This window comes from Oscillospiraceae bacterium MB08-C2-2, from assembly GCA_035621215.1.
In the GTDB taxonomy this organism is placed as follows: Bacteria; Bacillota; Clostridia; order Oscillospirales; family Ruminococcaceae; genus WRAV01.
Map to the genome: position 1 here is coordinate 795,591 of CP141729.1, position 19,059 is coordinate 814,649.

Below are 19,059 nucleotides of genomic sequence, written 5' to 3' on the forward strand. Positions count from 1 at the left end.
TAACGCCTCCTCTTTTCTTATCTTATAGCGTTCTTGGCTTATTTGACACTCAATTTGTTCAAATGAGATTTGGCTCTATATAAATTCGGCATACCTCCAAAAAGTCTTTTAGATAAGCCTTCAATTTTGCTTGAATGCTGTCGAAGAATAATATAAGACATTGTATAACTTCGAATTGCTGCTATAATTAGGGACAGTGCTTACCAAATAAAGGCAGGCGGATCATTAAAAAAATTAGAAGCCTGCTGAGACTATACAAACGCAAGCCGGATCAACAATACTGGAGGTGCTTTGAAATGAAAGGAACTGTTGTTTCTGCATGGATAAAAAGCTGTGAAAAGCTCTATTCTAAACCTTTGGTGGATGGTGCGCTGGAGCAAAACGGTCTGCCCCATACCAAGGTCTTTACACCGCTGGAGGATGTAGACGAAGCCCTCTGCACCAATCTTATGGATACCATTGCTCAAAATGCGGGTGTTACCAAAGAAGATATGTGGCGCATGATTGGGCATGAAAATATCGAAACCTTTTTTCATATGTATTCCGGCTTCTTCCGGCATGAAAGCGCCTACAATTTCCTGAAATCCATGAACGATGTGCATGCCATTGTCATGCGCCGATTTAAAGGCGCTAAGCCTCCTGTGCTGGATATGGAGCCAATTTCCAAATACAGCGCCTATTTTACATACCGCTCCAAGCGGGGGATGTTTGATTATTTTTTAGGTATGCTGGAAGGTTCCGGTATGCATTATGGAGAAGAAATTGCCGTGCAGGTTATCCAGCGCAGTGAAAGTGAAATGAAGCTTAAGCTGACCTTCCAGCATCCTGTGCAGGAAAAACGCCGCTTTTGGCTGAATTTGCTGTTCTCCTTCGGCATACTCCGCAGTGCCAGCGTGAAGACCGCCTTACTGGGGGGCCTTTTGGTGAGTGGTGCCGCTTATTTATTCCCGGCTTATGCAGCCTCCCCCCTTTCTCTGGGAGTTCTTTCTCTTGTATCAATTTTAGTGGCAGCACTGGTGCTTCATCTCCCCTATCACACCATTAAAGGGGAAATCAAGCGGCTGACCAATAAAGATTATTCCAGCAATCTGCATCTGCGCACGGCCGATGGTTATCAGACCTTAGGCAACGAACTGGAGGCTATGAAGCAGGGCGTTCAGAAGGATTTTATTGGCTTCAATGCTGTTGTGGATGAAATGTATACCTTTAACAAGACTGTTTCCCGCATCTGCTTAGAAATGAACAAAACCTCCGATAATATTTCGGTGGTCATTCGTGAGTTGGCGGCAGGCGCCAATGCACAGGCTACCGATACAGAAAAATCCATTCGTATTTTGGATCAAAACCTGACTAACGTCAACCAGATCGCCGAGGAAGAACAAGCCAACAGCCAACTGCTGGAAGGTGCCGTGGTCAATATTGAGCAGAGCTTCGAAGGGGTTCAGGTGACTGCCTCGCAGATTCTGGGGGTTCTGAAACAATTCAATGAGATTCGCAATCATGGCATGGCGCTTACAGAACAAGTGAAGAGCCTGACAGGCATTGTCTCCATGGTTTCCCAGATTTCGCAGCAGACTAATCTGCTGGCTTTGAATGCCTCTGTGGAAGCAGCCCGTGCCGGAGCCGCCGGAAAAGGCTTTGCAGTGGTGGCCAGCGAAGTAAGCACCCTGGCCCAGCGCACCAAAAATGCTGTGGAAAGCATCAATGGGGTTTTGACCAATTTTGTCGGCAAGCTGGAGCAATTGGTTTCAGGGGTTAATACCCAATATACGGTCTTGGAAGTCGAAAGCGAAAAGCTATCGGATGCTGTGAATAACTCCAGCCTTTCCAACCAACAGATTAAGTTGGTTTCAGGGAAGCTTGCCGATACGGCCCAGCGTTTGCAGGAACAGACTACTGATATTTCTATGCTGTTTGATAAAATGCACAGCCTTGCTGCAATTGCTGAAGAAAACAGCGCCGCCACCGATGAGGCCAATGTCAGTGTTCATACCTATACAGAACAAACCAAGGAGCTTACCCGCCAGATTCTTGTTTTTGATAAGCTGATCGAAAGCTTTAAAGAGGATTTGGGCCGGTACTCTCTTTAAGAACAAATTTCCCCTTTTACTGAACTGAAAAGCCCTCCTTTGCAGGTTATTCTGCAAAGGAGGGCTTTCTGTCTGTTTATTCGGCATAATATATCATTGAGAATATAGGGCGCTATTCTTCAAAGCTTAAACCCGATAGATGAGGCAAAGGCTCTATTCTACCGAAATGATGTAGTAATAAACGGGCTGACCGCCTTCGATTAAAGCAAGCTCTACAGAATCGGGCAGGCGGGCACTGACTGCGGCTTCCACCTCACGGGCCTGCTCAGCACTGACATCTGCACCATAGATCAGGGTAACAAAGGTGCTGTCTTTTTTGATCAGTGAGCGCACCAATTTGACCACGGCTTTAACCATATCCTTTTCAGTAAAGGAAATCTTGCCGTTTTCCAGTGCCAGAAGCTCACCTTTTTTAATTTTATCCCCATCAATGGAGGAATCACGGGCGGCAAAGGTAATCAGGCCTGTTCCGATCCGTTCTGTGGCTTTGACCATTTTCAGCTGATTTTCTGCCAATGGGGCTTCTGGGTTAAAGGCAAGCATGGCACCCAAGCCTTGAGGAATGGTGCGAGTGGGCAAAACAAATACATCCCGATCCGCCATTTTTGTAGCCTGCTCCGCCGCCATAATGATATTTTTGTTGTTGGGCATCACAATAACCGTTTTGGCCGGAGTGGCGTGAATGGCTTCCAGCAAATCATCGGTGGAAGGGTTCATGGTTTGCCCGCCACTGACCACATTATCCACGCCCAAATCAGTGAAAAGGCTTTTAACCCCTTCACCAGCCGCTACAGCCACAAAGCCGTATTCTCTGGAAGGATCAACCGGCGCATAAGGGAAGCTGTTGGAGCTTTTATTCTTGATGGATTGCTTCTGATCAGCATGCTGTTCCCGCATATTTTCTATTTTGATTTTGGTGAGCCCGCCAAAAGCCAGAGCACGCTGCAAAGCATCACCCGGGTTATCGGTATGAACATGGCATTTGATGATATCCTCATCATCCACCACAACGGCACTGTCTCCGATGGATTCCAGATATTCCCGCAGCAGCATCGGCTCCTGCTCCTGATCCGCCCGTAAAACAATAAACTCAGTGCAATAGGTAAAGGTGATTTCACCCTCATATTCCCCTGCGGCATTTCGCTCAGAGGGGAATAACGTATCCTTCTCTGCCCCTGTCACAGGTTCAGAGACAACGGCCCCACCGCTTAAAACAGCGGCAATGCCCTCAAAAATCAGCAGCAGGCCTTTTCCGCCCGCATCCACTACCCCGGCCTTTTTCAGAACAGGAAGCTGCTCGGGTGTTGCGGCCAACGCCTCTGCCGCAGCGGTGATCACCACATCCCAAAGGGCGGGAGCGGTCATTTGCGGGTTGGCATCCAAAGCTTTTCTGGCCTCTTCCGAAGCCAAACGGGCAACGGTGAGAATGGTTCCTTCTGTGGGCTTCATGACCGCTTTATAAGCGCCCTCCACACCAATTTCCAGCGAGCCTGCCAGATCAGCGGCAGAAACAGTATCCTTCCCTTTCAGCTGGGTGGAAAAACCACGGAACAACAGCGAAAGAATAACGCCGGAATTGCCTCTGGCCCCACGAAGCAAGGCAGAAGCGGTGGTCTGCGCCACCTGACCGGCTGTGGCATTCTCCGGAAGGATTTCCAACTCTCTTTTGGCGGCTCCCACTGTCATCGTCATATTCGTGCCTGTATCTCCATCCGGTACAGGAAATACATTCAGGGCATCCACCTCTTTGCGGTGGTTGGCTATATTATTGGCTCCGGAAATAAATCCTTTGCAAAGTTGACTGCCTGTAACTACCATGATCGACTCCTCAAAATACATTTTATAGCCCGACAGATGTGGGGGTTATTCAGATTTCATATTGGTGATGTAGACATTAACTTTGGATACAGTCAGCCCGCAGGCCGCCTCTACTGTGTAGGTAACCTTGTTAATGATGCTTTTCACAATAACAGAAATGTTAACTCCATAGGTAACAACGATGTATAGGTTGATTACCAAAGCCCCGGCCACATTCTTAACCCGGACCCCTTTATCGGGAAAATCTCTTTTAAAAAGCAGCGAGCGCAGGCCCTGATAGGGAGTGCTGTTATCAAGCCCTGCAACACCATAGCATTCTGAAACGGCGTGCCCCACCAAATTGGCAAAATAATTGTTCGAAACTTCAATTTTCCCCAAATGGTTTTCAATTTTTATCACTGATTGCATCCTCCTTTGCAGCGGAACGTAAAAATCCGTTTCCTTATCTGAACAAAGTATAAAATAATGTATACCCCTTAGAGGTATTTGTATTGACTATAGATCCTGAAAATAAGCCCAGAGCTTTTGATAAGTAGCCTGCCCGATCCCCTTAATTTCCATAAGCTGATCGAGGTGTGTGTAGCCGCCCAGAACCTCCCTATATTGTATAATGCGCTGTGCGGTTACCTCTCCAACGCCGGGAATGAGCATAATTTCTTCCAAGGTAGCGGTATTGATATCCAGCGGGAACTGCACACCTTCTGTCTGGGATTCCTCAAATTCAGAAGCGGCGTTTTCCTGCTCCGAAGAGGCCTCACCAACTTGCTCCAAAGAAGAAACGGAATGGATAATGACACTGCTTTCAGAGCTTGGCTCCTGACTTGAAGGAACACAAGAAGCTGTCTGCGAAACCGCCGAAGCATAGTGAAGCTCCACACCATAACTCTGCCCCATATAAAGATTATAGAACACAGCCGATAAAATCATTGCGCCGGTCAGAAAAACCAACAGCCTGTATCCTCTGGACATGGCGGCATTCCTCCCAAACAGCAAGGCATTACCCAATAATAGATCTATTATACTATAAAAGCCAACAGAAATACAGAATATTTTAAGTTTATTCCATACCGATTCAGAAAATCACCTGAAATGCAGCAATGGCGGTTAGCGGCAGACTGCCGCTGTTTAAAACCGCAACGTGGTTTTAAACCTATACAACTATAGTATATCACAAAGCATCCTATGAAAAAAAGTCTTTTTTACTACTGCTGTGTATGATCTTAGCCCTTTTGCCTATGGCAGTCATAACCACCAGCTAAGCTGGTGGCTTGATTAGGCCCTGTAAGGGCCTGTTATCGGCAAGCGCCTCAAGACGCACTGAATGTCTTTCCACTCGCATCCCCTGCCCCGCTGCCGTTAAAACGGCAAAATATTTGTTGTCTTTGGTTTTCTGTTCGCCATAAAAATAACGGACAGGGCAAGGGATTTGGGCAAAGCTAAAGCATTCACCCCACCGGCAGAGCCGGTGGTTGACTATGAAAGCAAAACCCACCGGAACAAAATGTCCCGATGGGTTTAGAAAAGCAGCTATTGCACAATCAAGTTAGTGAATTTCGCTGTGGAACTGCTGGAGAGATTTTACAGGAGGATGTGAGCCGGATTTTTCTGCCTTGATGCCTACTACAGTAGCCTGTGCAGCAGCCATAGTGGTGACATAGGCGGTCTTGTTTTTCACAGCCGACTTACGGATATAGCTGTCATCCGCAGCGCTTTTGCCCCCCACAGGCGTATTGATTACAATGTTAATCTTTTTGCTATCCATCATATCCAAAATCTCATTGCTGCCTTCGTGAAGCTTATCCACACTGCGGCAGCTAATGCCTGCCTCCTCCAAGGCTTGAGCGGTGCCTTGGGTGGCTATAACATCAAAGCCGCAATCGACAAAGCCTTTTGCAACCTGCACAGCCTCTTGCTTGTCACTGTCGGTCACGCTGATAAATACAGTGCCTTCTAAGGGCAGCTTATCGCTGGCGGCCTCCTGTGCTTTAAAGAAAGCAAACCCAAAATCACTGGATATCCCCAAAACCTCGCCGGTAGAAAGCATCTCAGGCCCCAAGACAGGGTCTACTTCCGAGAACATATTAAAGGGGAACACCGCTTCCTTGACCCCAAAGTGCGGAATATTTGCGTGCTTCAGGCTCTGCATATCAAAGGTTTTGCCGCTTTGTGCGCTCATAATGATCTGAGTGGCAATGGGCACCATGCGAATGTTGCAAACCTTGGAAACCAGCGGCACGGTACGAGAGGCCCGAGGATTGGCTTCCAAAATGTAAACTACACCATCGGCAATGGCATACTGGATATTCAGCAAGCCCCGAACACCCATTTCCACTGCAATTCGCCGGGTATATTCTGTGATGGTATCGCAAATTTGCTTGGAGAGCGTGATGGAAGGAATCACGCAGGCTGAGTCGCCGGAATGGATACCCGCCAGCTCAATGTGCTCCATGATGGCGGGAACAAAGGCGGAAGTGCCATCGCTGATAGCATCGGCCTCCACTTCCTTTGCATTTTGCAGGAACTTATCCACCAGAATCGGATTGTCTGCATTCACGCCGACGGCGTTTTCCATATAGGCCACCAACGAAGCCTCATCCTGAATTACCCGCATACCAGCGCCGCCCAATACATAGGAAGGGCGCACCATAACAGGATAGCCAATTTCTTTCGCCGCCTTAACAGCTTGAGCGGTGTTGGCGGCCATATCCGATTGCGGCATAGGAATGCCCAGCTTTTTCATCATGGCCCGGAACAAATCCCGATCCTCTGCCATGGCAATGGTAGAAGGCAGTGTTCCCAAAATGGTGACACCCAGCTTTTCCAGCTGTGCCGCCAGATTCAAGGGTGTCTGCCCACCGAACTGGGCGATAACGCCAACCGGCTTTTCTTTTTGATAAATGGAGAGAACATCCTCAACCGTCAGCGGTTCAAAATACAGCTTATCGGAGGTATCGTAGTCGGTAGAAACGGTTTCGGGGTTGCAGTTGACGATGATGGTTTCATACCCCAGCTTGCGCAAAGTAAAGGCCGCATGAACACAGCAATAATCGAATTCGATGCCCTGCCCAATCCGGTTGGGGCCGCCGCCCAGTATCATCACCTTGGGTCGTTCACTGGGCTCGGGGGAGCTGTCGGGCGCATTGTAGGTGGAATAATAATAAGCTGCATCCTCCACCCCGCTGACCGGCACAGCCTCCCAGCCTTCTACAGCGCCCAGCTTAATGCGGGCCTTGGCAATCTGGGATTCAGTACACCGAAGCAGCAGAGCCAGATACCGGTCAGCAAAGCCCTCTTGCTTAGCCTGTACCAAAAGCTCACCCGGAAGTGTATCAAGGGTATGGGAGAGGATTTTCTTCTCTGTTTCCACCAGCTCCTTCATCTGTTCAATGAAGTATGCCTTGATGTGAGTCAGATTCACAAGGCTTTCCACTGTGGCTCCCTTGCGCAGTGCCTCATAGAGAACAAACTGCCGCTCGCTGGTGGGAATTTCCAGCATTTCCATGAGCTTTTCCAAAGGCAAGGCGTTGAAGTTTTTGGCAAAGCCAAGGCCGAAGCGCCCGATCTCCAAGCTGCGGATCGCCTTTTGAAGGGCTTCCTTGTAGGTTTTTCCGATGCTCATAACCTCGCCCACAGCCCGCATCTGGGTGCCAAGATGATCCACCGAGTTTTTAAATTTTTCAAAGGCCCAGCGGGCAAACTTGACCACGATATAATCCCCGGAAGGCTTATAATCAGCCAGTGTGCCGCCCTTCCAATAGGGGATTTCATCCAAAGTCAGCCCAGCGGCCAGCATCGAAGAAATAAGGGCTATGGGGAACCCGGTTGCCTTAGAGGCCAGTGCGGAAGAACGGGAGGTGCGGGGATTGATCTCGATGACAACCACACGATCAGTTACAGGATCATGGGCAAACTGCACATTGGTGCCGCCGATAACTCCAATGGAACGAACAATGCGGTAAGCATATTCTTGAAGGCGGTTTTGCAGCTCCTGCGAAATGGTCAGCATGGGAGCGGAACAGAAGCTGTCGCCGGTATGTACACCCATTGGATCGATGTTTTCAATAAAGCAGACGGTAATCATCTGATCCTTTGAATCGCGAACAACCTCGACTTCAAGCTCTTCCCAGCCCAGCACCGATTCTTCCACCAGAACCTGCCCTACCATACTGGCAGAAATGCCCCGGCTGACCACTGTTTTCAGCTCATCCTCGTTGTAAACAAGGCCACCTCCGGCTCCGCCCATGGTATAGGCTGGGCGAATAACCACTGGGTAACCCAAATGCACTGCACACTCCAAAGCCTCTTTTACACTGTAGGCCGGTTCACTCCGGGCCATCTCAATGTGCAGAATATCCATCTGCTCTTTAAAGGCAATGCGGTCTTCCCCGCGCTCAATGGCATCCAAATCCACGCCAATAACCTTAACACCGTATTTTTCCAGTGAGCCTGCTTTGGCTAAAGCCGAGCAGAGGTTGAGGCCCGATTGCCCACCCAGATTGGGCAGCACCGCATCGGGACGCTCCTTCGCAATAATCTCGGTGACCCGCTCCACATTGAGCGGCTCAATATAAGTGATATCGGCTGTTTCGGGATCGGTCATAATGGTGGCGGGATTGGAATTGACCAGTACAATCTCGTAGCCCAGCTTTTTCAGCGCTTTGCAAGCCTGTGTTCCCGAGTAATCAAATTCGCAGGCCTGTCCGATAATAATGGGGCCGGAACCGATAATCAGGATCTTGTGGATACCTTCTCTTTTTGGCATACAATATAACCCTCCTGTGCGTCATTGAACAGAATATATTTATTATTATACATCTATTTGCATAATAATACAATATCGACCCAAAATTTTTTTGCCGCATTCTTATGCAGCGTTTTAAATCCCCCTATAAATGCGGGAATTTGGATACAGGGTACAAGCCCTGTTCTCCCTATATCTTCCCCCTTAACCCCCGGAACAAGCCAATAGAGCCATGCCCTTTGGCTTGCTTGTGGTCTAGGGTTTTGTCAAAAAAATACACCCTACAAATAAATGTAAGGTGTATAAATTTTAATTGCTAGGCAAAGCGGTCAACTTGAGCTGACCACTCTCCGCCATTAAATCGATGGTTGCCGGCTCCTGCTCTGCATCGCCGACCAGTATGTTACAAATTTGATCCTCAACCTCTTTGCGAATTACCCGGCGAATATCACGAGCGCCGCTTTTTTCGCCATAGGCCTTAGCGGCGATAATGGCAAGCGCCTCGGGGTGGTATTTAAAGACAATACCCTTCTCCAACAAAGGCTCGGTCAATTCATCCAGCATCAGAGCCGCAATGGCTTCATAATCCTTCTGATCAAGAGCCCGGAACACAACCACTTCATCCACACGCCCAAGAAATTCGGGGCGCAGGAAATCTGACAGGGCTTTGTTGGCCTTATCCTTATCCACCTGATGGGTCTGTTTATTAAAGCCAACTGAGCCGGATTTAATGTTGCTGCCGGCATTGGAAGTCATGACAATAACGGTGTTTTCAAAATTCACCACACGCCCTTGGGCATCTGTGATTTTGCCTTCATCCAAAATCTGCAAAAGGATGTTCATCACATCGGGATGTGCCTTTTCAATTTCATCGAAAAGCACCACAGAATAAGGTTTGCGGCGCACTTTTTCAGTCAGCTGGCCGGCCTCATCGTAGCCCACATAACCGGGAGGAGAACCAATAATTCGAGAAACGGTGTGCTTTTCCATAAATTCGGACATATCCAGCCGAATCAAAGGATCAGCTGCATCAAACAGCTCATTGGAAAGCACCTTAACCAGCTCTGTTTTACCCACACCGGTAGGTCCCACAAAGATAAAGGAGGCAGGCCTTCTGCGGCCGCTGATCTGAACCCGGGAACGGCGAACAGCCGCCGCAACCAGCTCCACGGCTTCATCCTGACCAATAATTTTGCTTTTCAGAACCTTTTTCAGACTGGCAACCTTTTTCATTTCAGACTGGCGGATTTTGGTGGCCGGAATACCGGTCCACAGCTCCAAAACCTTGGCCAGATCATCCTGTGTAACCTCCCGGTTGAGAGCCAAAGGCTCAACTTCCTTCAAACGGTTACTTACACGAATTTTTTCAGCCTTAATCTCAGCCACTCGCTCATAATCAATGGTGTCGGACTGGCCTTCCAGCTCCTCCAACTCTTCCATAAGAATTTTCAGTTCACGGTTGAGAGTATCATATTCAAAAAGGCTGGTGTTCTCCAAGGTGGCACAGGAGCACGCCTCATCCAGCAAATCAATGGCTTTATCGGGCAAAAAGCGGTCGGTAATATACCGCTCGCTCAAAACCACTGCACTGCGCACAATGGCTTCCGGAACAGTCACGCGATGATGTCTTTCGTAATAAACCTTAATGCCCTTGAGCACCTCCACTGTATCAGCAATGGTGGGCTCATTGACCTTTACAGGCTGGAAACGGCGTTCCAGAGCGGCATCCTTTTCAATATACTTGCGGTATTCCGAAAAGGTGGTGGCACCGATCACCTGAATCTCACCACGGGAAAGTGCGGGCTTCAAAATATTCGCCGCATTCATAGAACCTTCAGAATCACCAGCTCCGACCAGATTGTGGATTTCATCCACAAACAGAATCACATTGCCGGCTTCTTTGATTTCGGTTACAAGCCCCTTGACACGACTCTCAAACTGGCCCCGAAACTGGGTACCAGCCACCAAAGCAGTCAAATCCAGCAGCATGATTTCTTTTTCCGCCAAACGGGGCGGCACATCGCCGTTAGCCAGCTTAATGGCAATGCCCTCTGCGATAGCGGTTTTACCCACACCGGGTTCACCGATAAGGCAGGGGTTGTTTTTGGTGCGGCGATTCAGAATCTGAAGGACACGGTAAATCTCATTTTCCCGGCCTACGATCCGATCAATTTCATTATTTTTAGCCTTCTCAGTCAAATTCTCGCAAAAATTATCCAAATATTTGCGTTTTTTCTTGTTAGGCTGGTTTCTCGTCTTGGTGTCTTTTGGCCGTTCGCTGGATCTCTCAATGGGACGCTCATTTTTGATATTTCCCGGCTGAGACTGGGCAGGCTCATCGCCCATTAAATTTTGAAGAAAAGGCAGCGCTTGCGCTCCGCCCATTTCAAAATCTCCATCCAATTCAGAAAATTCCCCACCCATGAGTTCTTCCATCTGGCTGCTCATGTTTTCCAGCTCCTCGTCGGTCAAACCCATCTGGTCCATGACCTCCTTCACCTTGGGGATATTCATCTCCCGGGCACATTGCAGGCAAAGCCCCCGGTTTTTCATGACACCGTCTTCCATATGTGCCAAAAAAAGGACAGCCATCCTTTTTTTGCACTTAGAACATAACATATTCATATATATAAACACCTCAGCCCTAATCAGCATTTAGTCTTATCCTATCCAAGAGCAGATTCTCTCTGCGATAGGATGGCGCATTGGGGCGGCAGCAAACAGCAAAATGGTTTGCCCTGCGCATAAAACGTATAATAACCACCTTAGCTTTATTATACTACTATACTGTGAACGTTGTGTGTACCCAACGTTTCGCAATAATTACATTCTGCCCCTAGACTACAATAGTATAGATTAAAACAAATAATTTGTAAAGGGAAAGTTTCTCTTTAAGGCTCGATTTCTACCTGACAGCCCAAGGAAAAAGAATAGAGCAAGCATTGCTTTACAGGCATTTCCAGCGTTTTTTTCAAAATATGGCGATAAAGCTTAAGCTGTGGCGTATACCGCTCCCTGAGCTCCTGCGGTGTCTTCACCCGGTCGGTTTTATAATCCACAATAACGGCCTGCCCCTTTTCCACAAAAACACAGTCGGCCACTCCCTGCAAAGAAATTGTGTGCCCTGCGGTAAGATACGGCAGATATTCCCCCAGCTGCTCCCGGGTGCACCCGCCCATAAACCGCAGCTCACGGTAAAGGGCATCCGCCGCGAAAATACGCTGAGCCAGCTGGGAATGGAAAAATTCCGAAAGCTTTTTTTCGTCCAGACTTTCCGCCTGTATTGGGGATAAGAACCGTTTTTCCCGCAGGCGCTGGATCTCCTGCTTCAAATGATCCCGGGCGTTTTCATAATTGCTGAACTGCATGAACTGATGGAGAGCGTTTCCCTTTTCCGCACCGGTGAGGGTCTGCCGGGTCAGAAATTTAGGACGGCTGTTAAACCGATATCCGGCACCGCTTTCCGCCTTTGCCACAGCCGAAACCGCCAGCTTGGCGGGAATCCGGGTAGCCTCCTCAAAGGAGTAGCGCCAGTCAAGCCGCTGCTCCACCAGCGCTTTCAGCGTTTCATCCGCCTGTGCTGTACGGATAATAGGCTGATTGGAAACTGTATCCTTCTGTTCCTCCGGCACACTCAGCACAACTTGCCACGGGGTAGCATCCTCCATGACAAAAACCTCTGTTTCCGAAAGCTGCTCCCGCAGGATTTCTCCTCCCGGATGCCGCAAAAGTGCCATCAACAGCCAATCCAGATAACAGTTTCCACCCCGGACAAGGGCGGGCGGAAGCTGCTTTTGGCTGCCCAGAGCACCAAAGCCCTCCAGTCTTTTTGAGAGCCCACGGCGCAGAGTGCCAGTTACAATCAGTTTTTCCCGGGCACGGGTCAGGGCAACATAAAGTACTCGCAGCTCCTCCGAAAGCATGGAACGCTGGGTTTCCAGACGCACCGCCTCCATAGGCACCGTGGGGTATTGCTTGAGAAGCACAGGATCCCGCCGAACACAGGCAAAGCCCAGCGAGGAATGAAGCAAGGTTGGCTGCATGAGATCCTGCCGGTTAAACTGCCGGGCGGTATCGGCCAGAAACACCACCGGGAATTCCAACCCCTTTGAGCGGTGGATGGATAAAATCTGCACGGCATCGGCTCCCTCTCCCATACGGCTGGCCGGGGTCAAATCCCCCTCACGCTCCTCCAAGCGGGAAAGAAAGCCCACAAAGCCGCTCACCTGCTTGTAGCCCAGCTTATGATACTGGGCGGCGTATTCCATGAGTAAAAGAAGGTTGGCCTTTCGGCTCTGGCCCATAGGCCACACCTGCACCGCCGCAAGAAAGCCGGTTTCCTCCAAAATCAGGCGGATCACCTCGTCAGCCGGGCGAAGCCCCGCTTCGATTGTCAGCCGGGCAAAAGCCTGTAAAAACCCCTGTGCCTTCATGTTTCCTTCCTCCGCCGATGCCCGCAAAGCTAGATAAAAAGGCCCCTTACGGCACAAGCGTATGGCAGCAAGATCATCCTCGGTAAAGCCAAAGGTGGGAGAAAGCAGGGCAGCAGTCAGCTCAATATCCAAAAGCGGATTATCAATGGCCTTGAGCAGGCAAACCACCGCCGCCACCTCCCGGGTACGCAGAAAGCCTCCGGCCGTTTCAGACCAAGCGGCGATTCCCCATGCAGCCAGCTCCCGGACATAAAGCTCCGCTCTGCCCCGAGGCGAGCGCATAAGAATACAGATATCTCCCAGCCGCAAAGGCCGCAGAGCACCCAGCTCGGTCACCTGATAGCCTTCCTCAAACAGGCGGGTAATGCGCCGGGCGACGAGCCGGGCCTCCAGCAAGGCAGAATCCTCTTCGGTCTCGCTTTCGCTGATATCCAGCAGATGCAGTTCGGAAAAACAGGCGGGATATTCCGGATAGGAAGCTCCGGGCTTGAGAGTCTCCTCATGGGTGTATTCAATTTCCCCCAGCGAACGGCTCATAAGAGAGGCAAAAATATAGTTGACCCAGCCAATCACTGTATCCCGGCTGCGGAAGTTGGTATCCAAGTTGATTTTGGCAGGATATGCCCCTTCCTCGTAAGGTGCGAATTGCTCTTTCTTGGCCATAAAAATTTCCGGCATAGCCAACCGGAAACGGTAGATGCTCTGTTTCACATCCCCCACCATAAACAGATTGCTTCCCCCTGCCGAAACACCGGAAAGAATTTGATCCTGCACCTCATTGGTATCCTGAAATTCATCCACCATCACACAGTCAAACTGGCTGGCAATATCCTTTGCATATTCGGTGGGGATATATTGCCCCCCGACATCCTTTTCCACCAATAGCTGGAGGGCATAGTGCTCCAAATCGGTGAAATCCAGCGCACGGCGCTCCTGCTTAAGGGCATCCAGCCGGGAGGCAAACCGCAGCACTAAATCAAACAGCAGGCGAATGCGCGGCTGCAAATCGGCGATATCGGCGGCAAAATCGGCGGCTGAGGCACTAAAGGCTTTACCGGAAAGCTCTCCGATGGCCTTCTTTACCCGTTGACGCAGGGCTTGCGCCCGGTCTTTATCCGGCCCCGCTCCCCGCACCGGGGAAAGGCGCGAGAAAGTGATTCCGCCAAGCCTCTCCACCAGCTCATCCCACCGGTTCTTCAAAGCGGAGGCCAGAGCCTCCCGGATGCGCTGCAAATCCTCCATAAAGGCGGGGCCATAGGCAGGCCAGAGCTTCTCATCCCCTTCCATCACCGGCAGAAAATCCTCAATGGAACGAGCCAGATATTCCAGCTGTTCGGCACCGTAGGCAAGCAAGACCTGCCCCCACGGGGTTTCACCCGGCGGAATGGAAGAATCATAAAGGGCCAGCTTGCCTGCAAGCCAATCCTCAAAAAAAGGATGGGAACGGCTGAAATCATAAATTTTGAAAACAGTTTCCAGCAGGCGGCGGTCGTCTCTTCCTCCCGCCAGCAGCTCCACCAAACCGGCAAACTCGCCGGTGGTATCCTCCCGGTAAAAATCCTCCACAACCTCCCGGGCGCAGTCGTTTTTCATTAGCATCAGCTGGCTTTCATCCAGCAGCACCAAATCAGGAGAAAGCTCCAACCTGTGGAAATTCTGCCGGATTAAATCCAGACAGAAGGAGTGAACCGTGCTGATCTTCGCCATATCCAGCAGCACCCGCTGACGCTGTAGGAACAGGTTTTCCGGCTGGCGGCGGCAAAGCTCTCCCAATCGGGCTGCGATGCGCTGCTTCATCTCCCCAGCGGCAGCTCTTGAAAAAGTAACCACCAGAAGGCGTTCCGCAGAAATCGGCTCCTGCTCCCGGGTCATCAGCGTGACTGCCCTTTCGGCCAAAACAGCGGTTTTACCGCTCCCGGCGGCGGCTGAAACCAGCAGAGGGCCGCCCAGCGCAAAAATTGCATCCTGCTGAGGCTTTGTCCAGCGTGTATCAGCCATTTTCATCCTCCTTTAGCATCTGGAAAAACCGCTCCTTATCCACCTTGGCTACCGTTTGCACCGGATCGCCCTCCTCAAAGCCGCACATGGCCCAATAAGGGCAATAAGCGCAGGGCTGGTATTCCGGTGAGCGCACCGGGCAGGAATCAATTTTACCGCCAACAAGGGCCTGAGCCATGCCACCCACCATTTCCTGCACCTTAACCGCCAGCCGCCCCATCTGTTCGTAGCTGGCCAGTGAGGAGCTATCCACTGAGCCATCCTTTTTCATCTTAACCGGGATGTAGATTCCCGCCAACTCGGCTTCCATCCCGGACAGACTTTCCCGGTCTTCCAGCAGAAGGCCGTTCATCTGAAGGTTTTTCTGGCGGGTCTTTTCCAGTTCCTCTTGGCCGGTTTCACGCTGAGCAGAAATGTAGTTTTCCCACACCGGCATATAGAGAACCCCGGCAGGAGCGGCATCTGCCAAGCCACCCTTGCCCTTTTGTTCCAGCGTAAACAGATAAATGAGCATCTGCATATTGAGCCCATACAAAAGATCGGTGAGATCAAACCGCTTGCGCCCGGATTTATAATCCACAACCCGAATGTAGCGCCGCCCACCGGATTCCATCACATCCACCCGGTCAACTATACCCTCCACTGTAACGGATATGCCATCCGGTGTAACCAGTGAAAGGGCTTCCGCCTTGCCGGGTGTGGGAATTTCCAGCTCAAACTCCACCGGCTCAAACTGGCTTTGAGAAAGCTCCTGCCCCATATGGCGCAACAGCCGCAGAAGAACCCCCACCAGCCGGGTAAACAGATACTTGAAGCGTGCAGGAAGAGCCTCCACATCCTGAATTCTCTGTTCAAGATACCCCTGTATGATCTGGGAAATTTCCTCTTTAAGGGCCGCATCGGACAGTTGACAAAGCGCAGAAGCTGAATGCTTTTTCAGCATAACCTGCAAAACCTGATGGATCACACTGCCCGATTCCAGCGGAGAATACTCCACCCGCCTTCTGGGGCGAAGGCGAAGCCCCTCTCCTGCAAAATAAGCAAAGGGACAGCGGTAGTAGCTCTCAATGCGGGAGGGGGAAAGCCGCATGGATTTTCCAAACAGCTGTCGAGCCAAGCCTTTATCTTCAATGGTATGAGGTGTTTTGATCTCCATAGCACCAAAAGCGGCCAGCAACTCTCCATTCCCCTTGGCGGAAAGGCTTTCGGCCAGTGCCGCAGTCAGCGGCGTATCCTGCCGCCAATTTTGGGCCAACAACTCCAGTGCCGCCCCCCGGCCATAAAGGCGGTCGGAAGGCTTCTCAAAGGGGCGAGAGAGAGCAAGCCCCGGGAACAGCTCCAACAGCTGGCCCACAATAGAAGAAGGCTGAATAGCTCCGCCGCCCAACCCGGCACGGGAATAGGAAACCTCTAATTTATGACTGGCCAAGGTTAGGGCGAAATAGGCAAAGTATTTTTCCATAACCGCCTTTTCCAAGGCAGGCTGGGAAATACCAAGTCCGCTTTCGATCATGGCCCGGCGCTCACCGTCGGTGAAAAGGCCACCTTCCCCCACTTGTGCAGGGAAAATCCCCTCACCGGCCCCAACCACAAATACGGCTTTCACCTCTCCCGGGCGGATGCGGTCGGCTCCCCCGGCGATCACCTGATCCAAGGTTTGGGGAATGGAGCCGATATCCGCCGTGCCCACCGCTAAGCGAAACAGCTCGGTCATCCGGCGTATAGGCTGGCGAATTCCACCCAGCACCGTTCCGAATATATCCAGAATATCCACAAGACTATCCCACAGGCGTCGGCACTCCTCCAGAAAAAGAGGTTGTTCCTCCTGCGGCAGGCTTTGAGCAAAGGCCGTCAAGTTATCCGGGGCTTCCACCGCAGTGAGAAAATCAAAAAGACCCCGGGCAAATTTTTCTCCATCGCAATCCCGGAAGCTTTCCCGCAGTGCCAAAAACGGCTGAACAAACTGGCTTCTCAGTTCGTTCAGCTTGCCCAGCAGGGCGGCATCCTGTTCGGTTTGCTCCTCTGCAAGCCCCCGGGGATTGTTGACAAATTCGCTTTGCCAGAGCGCTCCACCTACACCCCAGCTATAGCAATAGTTTTCCAGCTCCCACACCAGCTCCCGATCCAGCCCCATAAGGGGAGACTTTGCCAGTGCAACCATAGCGGTACTCTCAAAATTGCTGCGCACCGCCTCCATTGCCAAGAGCAGGCCAGAAATCAGAGGGCTGCTTTCAATATCCTCACGGGTATCCAAAAAGCATGGTATATCATACTTTGAAAACACCCGCTGGATTACACCGGTATAATCCTCCAGCTTTCGGGCCACCACGGCAATATCCCGGTAACGAAACCCCTCTTCCGCCAGACGGCGGATAGAACAAGCCACACGCTCCATTTCCTCGTAGGGGTCAGCGGCACTGATAAGGGTAACAGCGGGGCACTGATCATAAAAAGGGGCCGGTGCCGGGAAATGAAAATTTTCAGCCAGATAACGCAGCTCTTCCCCTTTGAATCGATGCGAGAGGGCGAGAATCTCCGGTGCAGCGATCTTTGCTCCAGCGGTTTGGGCCATTTGAATCAGGCGGCGGATGGTGGCTTTCACCGGGGCAAAGGCTCCGGTGCCTCTGGTCTGGTCGGCTATGCCATCCGCTGTAAAGGCAAAGCATACCTCTTGCGCCTGTGCTAAAATATGCCGCAAAAGTTCCATTTCGCCTGACATAAAGGTCATGAAGCCATCTACATAAACATGGGCATTCTGAAAAAAGGCTTCTTCCTCCAGCAAAGCGCAGGCTCGGAGAAGATCATCGTCGCTATCCAGATAGCCCTTATCCAAAAGAGCCTGATAGGCGCTGTAAATGGCTGACAGCTCTGCGGATTTATCCGCCAGAGAGCCAGACGGACAGGCGGCGGCAAAGGCTTCCAACCGCTCCGGTGTGATACCCGCTGTTTTAAACTCCGAAACAGCGCCCAGCAGTGTATCCAAAAAGGCTGTGTTGGAGCAGCTTTTCCGATAAACCTGCAAAGTATCCCGCAGTTCACTGACCGCCACCGACAGCATTAGATATTTGGCCGCTGGGGTAATATAGGTTCCTGCAAGACCCCCCAATCCACGAAAAATGCTGTTGCAAAGACGTGTAAAGCTTACGACCTGTACACCCAAAGAAGCACGAGGCCCTATAGCGGAAAGAAGCATTTCCTCCCCCTGAAAGGAGAACTGCTCCGGAACAATCAGATAAACCTGCTTGCCTTCCCGGGCAGAACAGGCAATTTTTTCGATCAGGCGACTGGTCTTGCCGGTTCCCGCAGTTCCTAACACAAAGCTGAGCATATGCTTCCTCCTTGATTTAAAAATATAGCGGACAAGCTTCCAGATAAACAGTTATCTCCCCCGCCTTGGACGAGGGAGATACTAAATCCATCTTAAAAGCACGTGCAGTGCTAAATGCTATAAGGACATTCCCAATTTAATCGCCCGCATATTTGGCTCTAAAAGATGCTGTTTTTTTGCGGGAACACACTTCGATACAGCCTTCTCTACAATTTCCATAGAAGCAAATTCTGATTCCTTGAGAACCTTTCCCAAGAGGATCATGTTGCCGATGCCTTCCAGATGCTCGTCAATGGCAAGCTGGGAAGCTGGAATCTTAAACAACTGTATATCGGTGCGCTGTATCTCCCGATCCACCAAGGTGGAATCCACGATAATTTTGCCGCCGGGAGCCACTGTGGAGGCAAATTTATCAAAGGATGGCCCATTCATAGCCACCAGAATATCCGGCTCCGTTACCAGAGGAGAACCAATCGGCTCATCCGAAAGGCAAACGCTGCAATTGGCAGTGCCACCCCGCATTTCAGGGCCGTAGGAAGGCAGCCAAGAAAGCTCTTTACCCGCCAGAAGTCCCGCATAGGCCACGATCTTTCCTGTAAACAGAACACCCTGACCACCAAAGCCTGCGAAAATCATATTTAGTGATTCCAT

General features: G+C 50.7%; 9 protein-coding genes. 1 reads left to right on the top strand and 8 read right to left on the bottom strand.

Features of this window, described 5'->3' with window-relative positions:
* Window positions 1–296: 296 nt before the first annotated feature.
* Entirely contained in the window at window positions 297–2,090 is a 1,794-nt protein-coding gene (locus U6B65_03500; GenBank protein WRS28208.1) for a heme NO-binding domain-containing protein, read from the top strand.
* A gap of 153 nt (window positions 2,091–2,243) precedes the next feature.
* Here the strand turns inward: U6B65_03500 and U6B65_03505 are convergent, their stop codons facing one another.
* The 8 genes from U6B65_03505 to U6B65_03540 form a co-directional block, all read right to left on the bottom strand.
* On the bottom strand, window positions 2,244–3,908 hold the full coding sequence (locus U6B65_03505) for a DAK2 domain-containing protein (protein WRS28209.1): 1,665 nt from the start codon (window positions 3,906–3,908) through the stop codon (window positions 2,244–2,246).
* 45 nt (window positions 3,909–3,953) lie between these two features.
* Window positions 3,954–4,316: an Asp23/Gls24 family envelope stress response protein gene (locus tag U6B65_03510; protein WRS28210.1), complete on the bottom strand. Its 363-nt coding sequence runs from the start codon at window positions 4,314–4,316 to the stop codon at window positions 3,954–3,956.
* An 87-nt stretch (window positions 4,317–4,403) separates the two neighbouring features.
* Window positions 4,404–4,877, bottom strand: a complete 474-nt coding sequence (locus U6B65_03515) for a helix-hairpin-helix domain-containing protein (GenBank protein WRS28211.1) — start codon at window positions 4,875–4,877, stop codon at window positions 4,404–4,406.
* 574 nt (window positions 4,878–5,451) lie between these two features.
* Window positions 5,452–8,670, bottom strand: coding sequence for a carbamoyl-phosphate synthase large subunit (gene carB / locus U6B65_03520; GenBank protein ID WRS28212.1), 3,219 nt, complete (start codon window positions 8,668–8,670; stop codon window positions 5,452–5,454).
* A gap of 288 nt (window positions 8,671–8,958) precedes the next feature.
* Window positions 8,959–11,268, bottom strand: coding sequence for an ATP-dependent Clp protease ATP-binding subunit (locus U6B65_03525; protein ID WRS28907.1), 2,310 nt, complete (start codon window positions 11,266–11,268; stop codon window positions 8,959–8,961).
* A 272-nt stretch (window positions 11,269–11,540) separates the two neighbouring features.
* Entirely contained in the window at window positions 11,541–15,080 is a 3,540-nt protein-coding gene (gene addA, locus U6B65_03530; GenBank protein WRS28213.1) for a helicase-exonuclease AddAB subunit AddA, read from the bottom strand.
* Window positions 15,073–18,408, bottom strand: coding sequence for a PD-(D/E)XK nuclease family protein (locus U6B65_03535; GenBank protein ID WRS28214.1), 3,336 nt, complete (start codon window positions 18,406–18,408; stop codon window positions 15,073–15,075). The genes addA and U6B65_03535 overlap by 8 nt, the downstream gene beginning before the upstream one ends.
* A 117-nt stretch (window positions 18,409–18,525) precedes the next feature.
* Window positions 18,526–19,059, bottom strand: a complete 534-nt coding sequence (locus tag U6B65_03540; protein ID WRS28215.1) for a 2-oxoacid:acceptor oxidoreductase family protein — start codon at window positions 19,057–19,059, stop codon at window positions 18,526–18,528.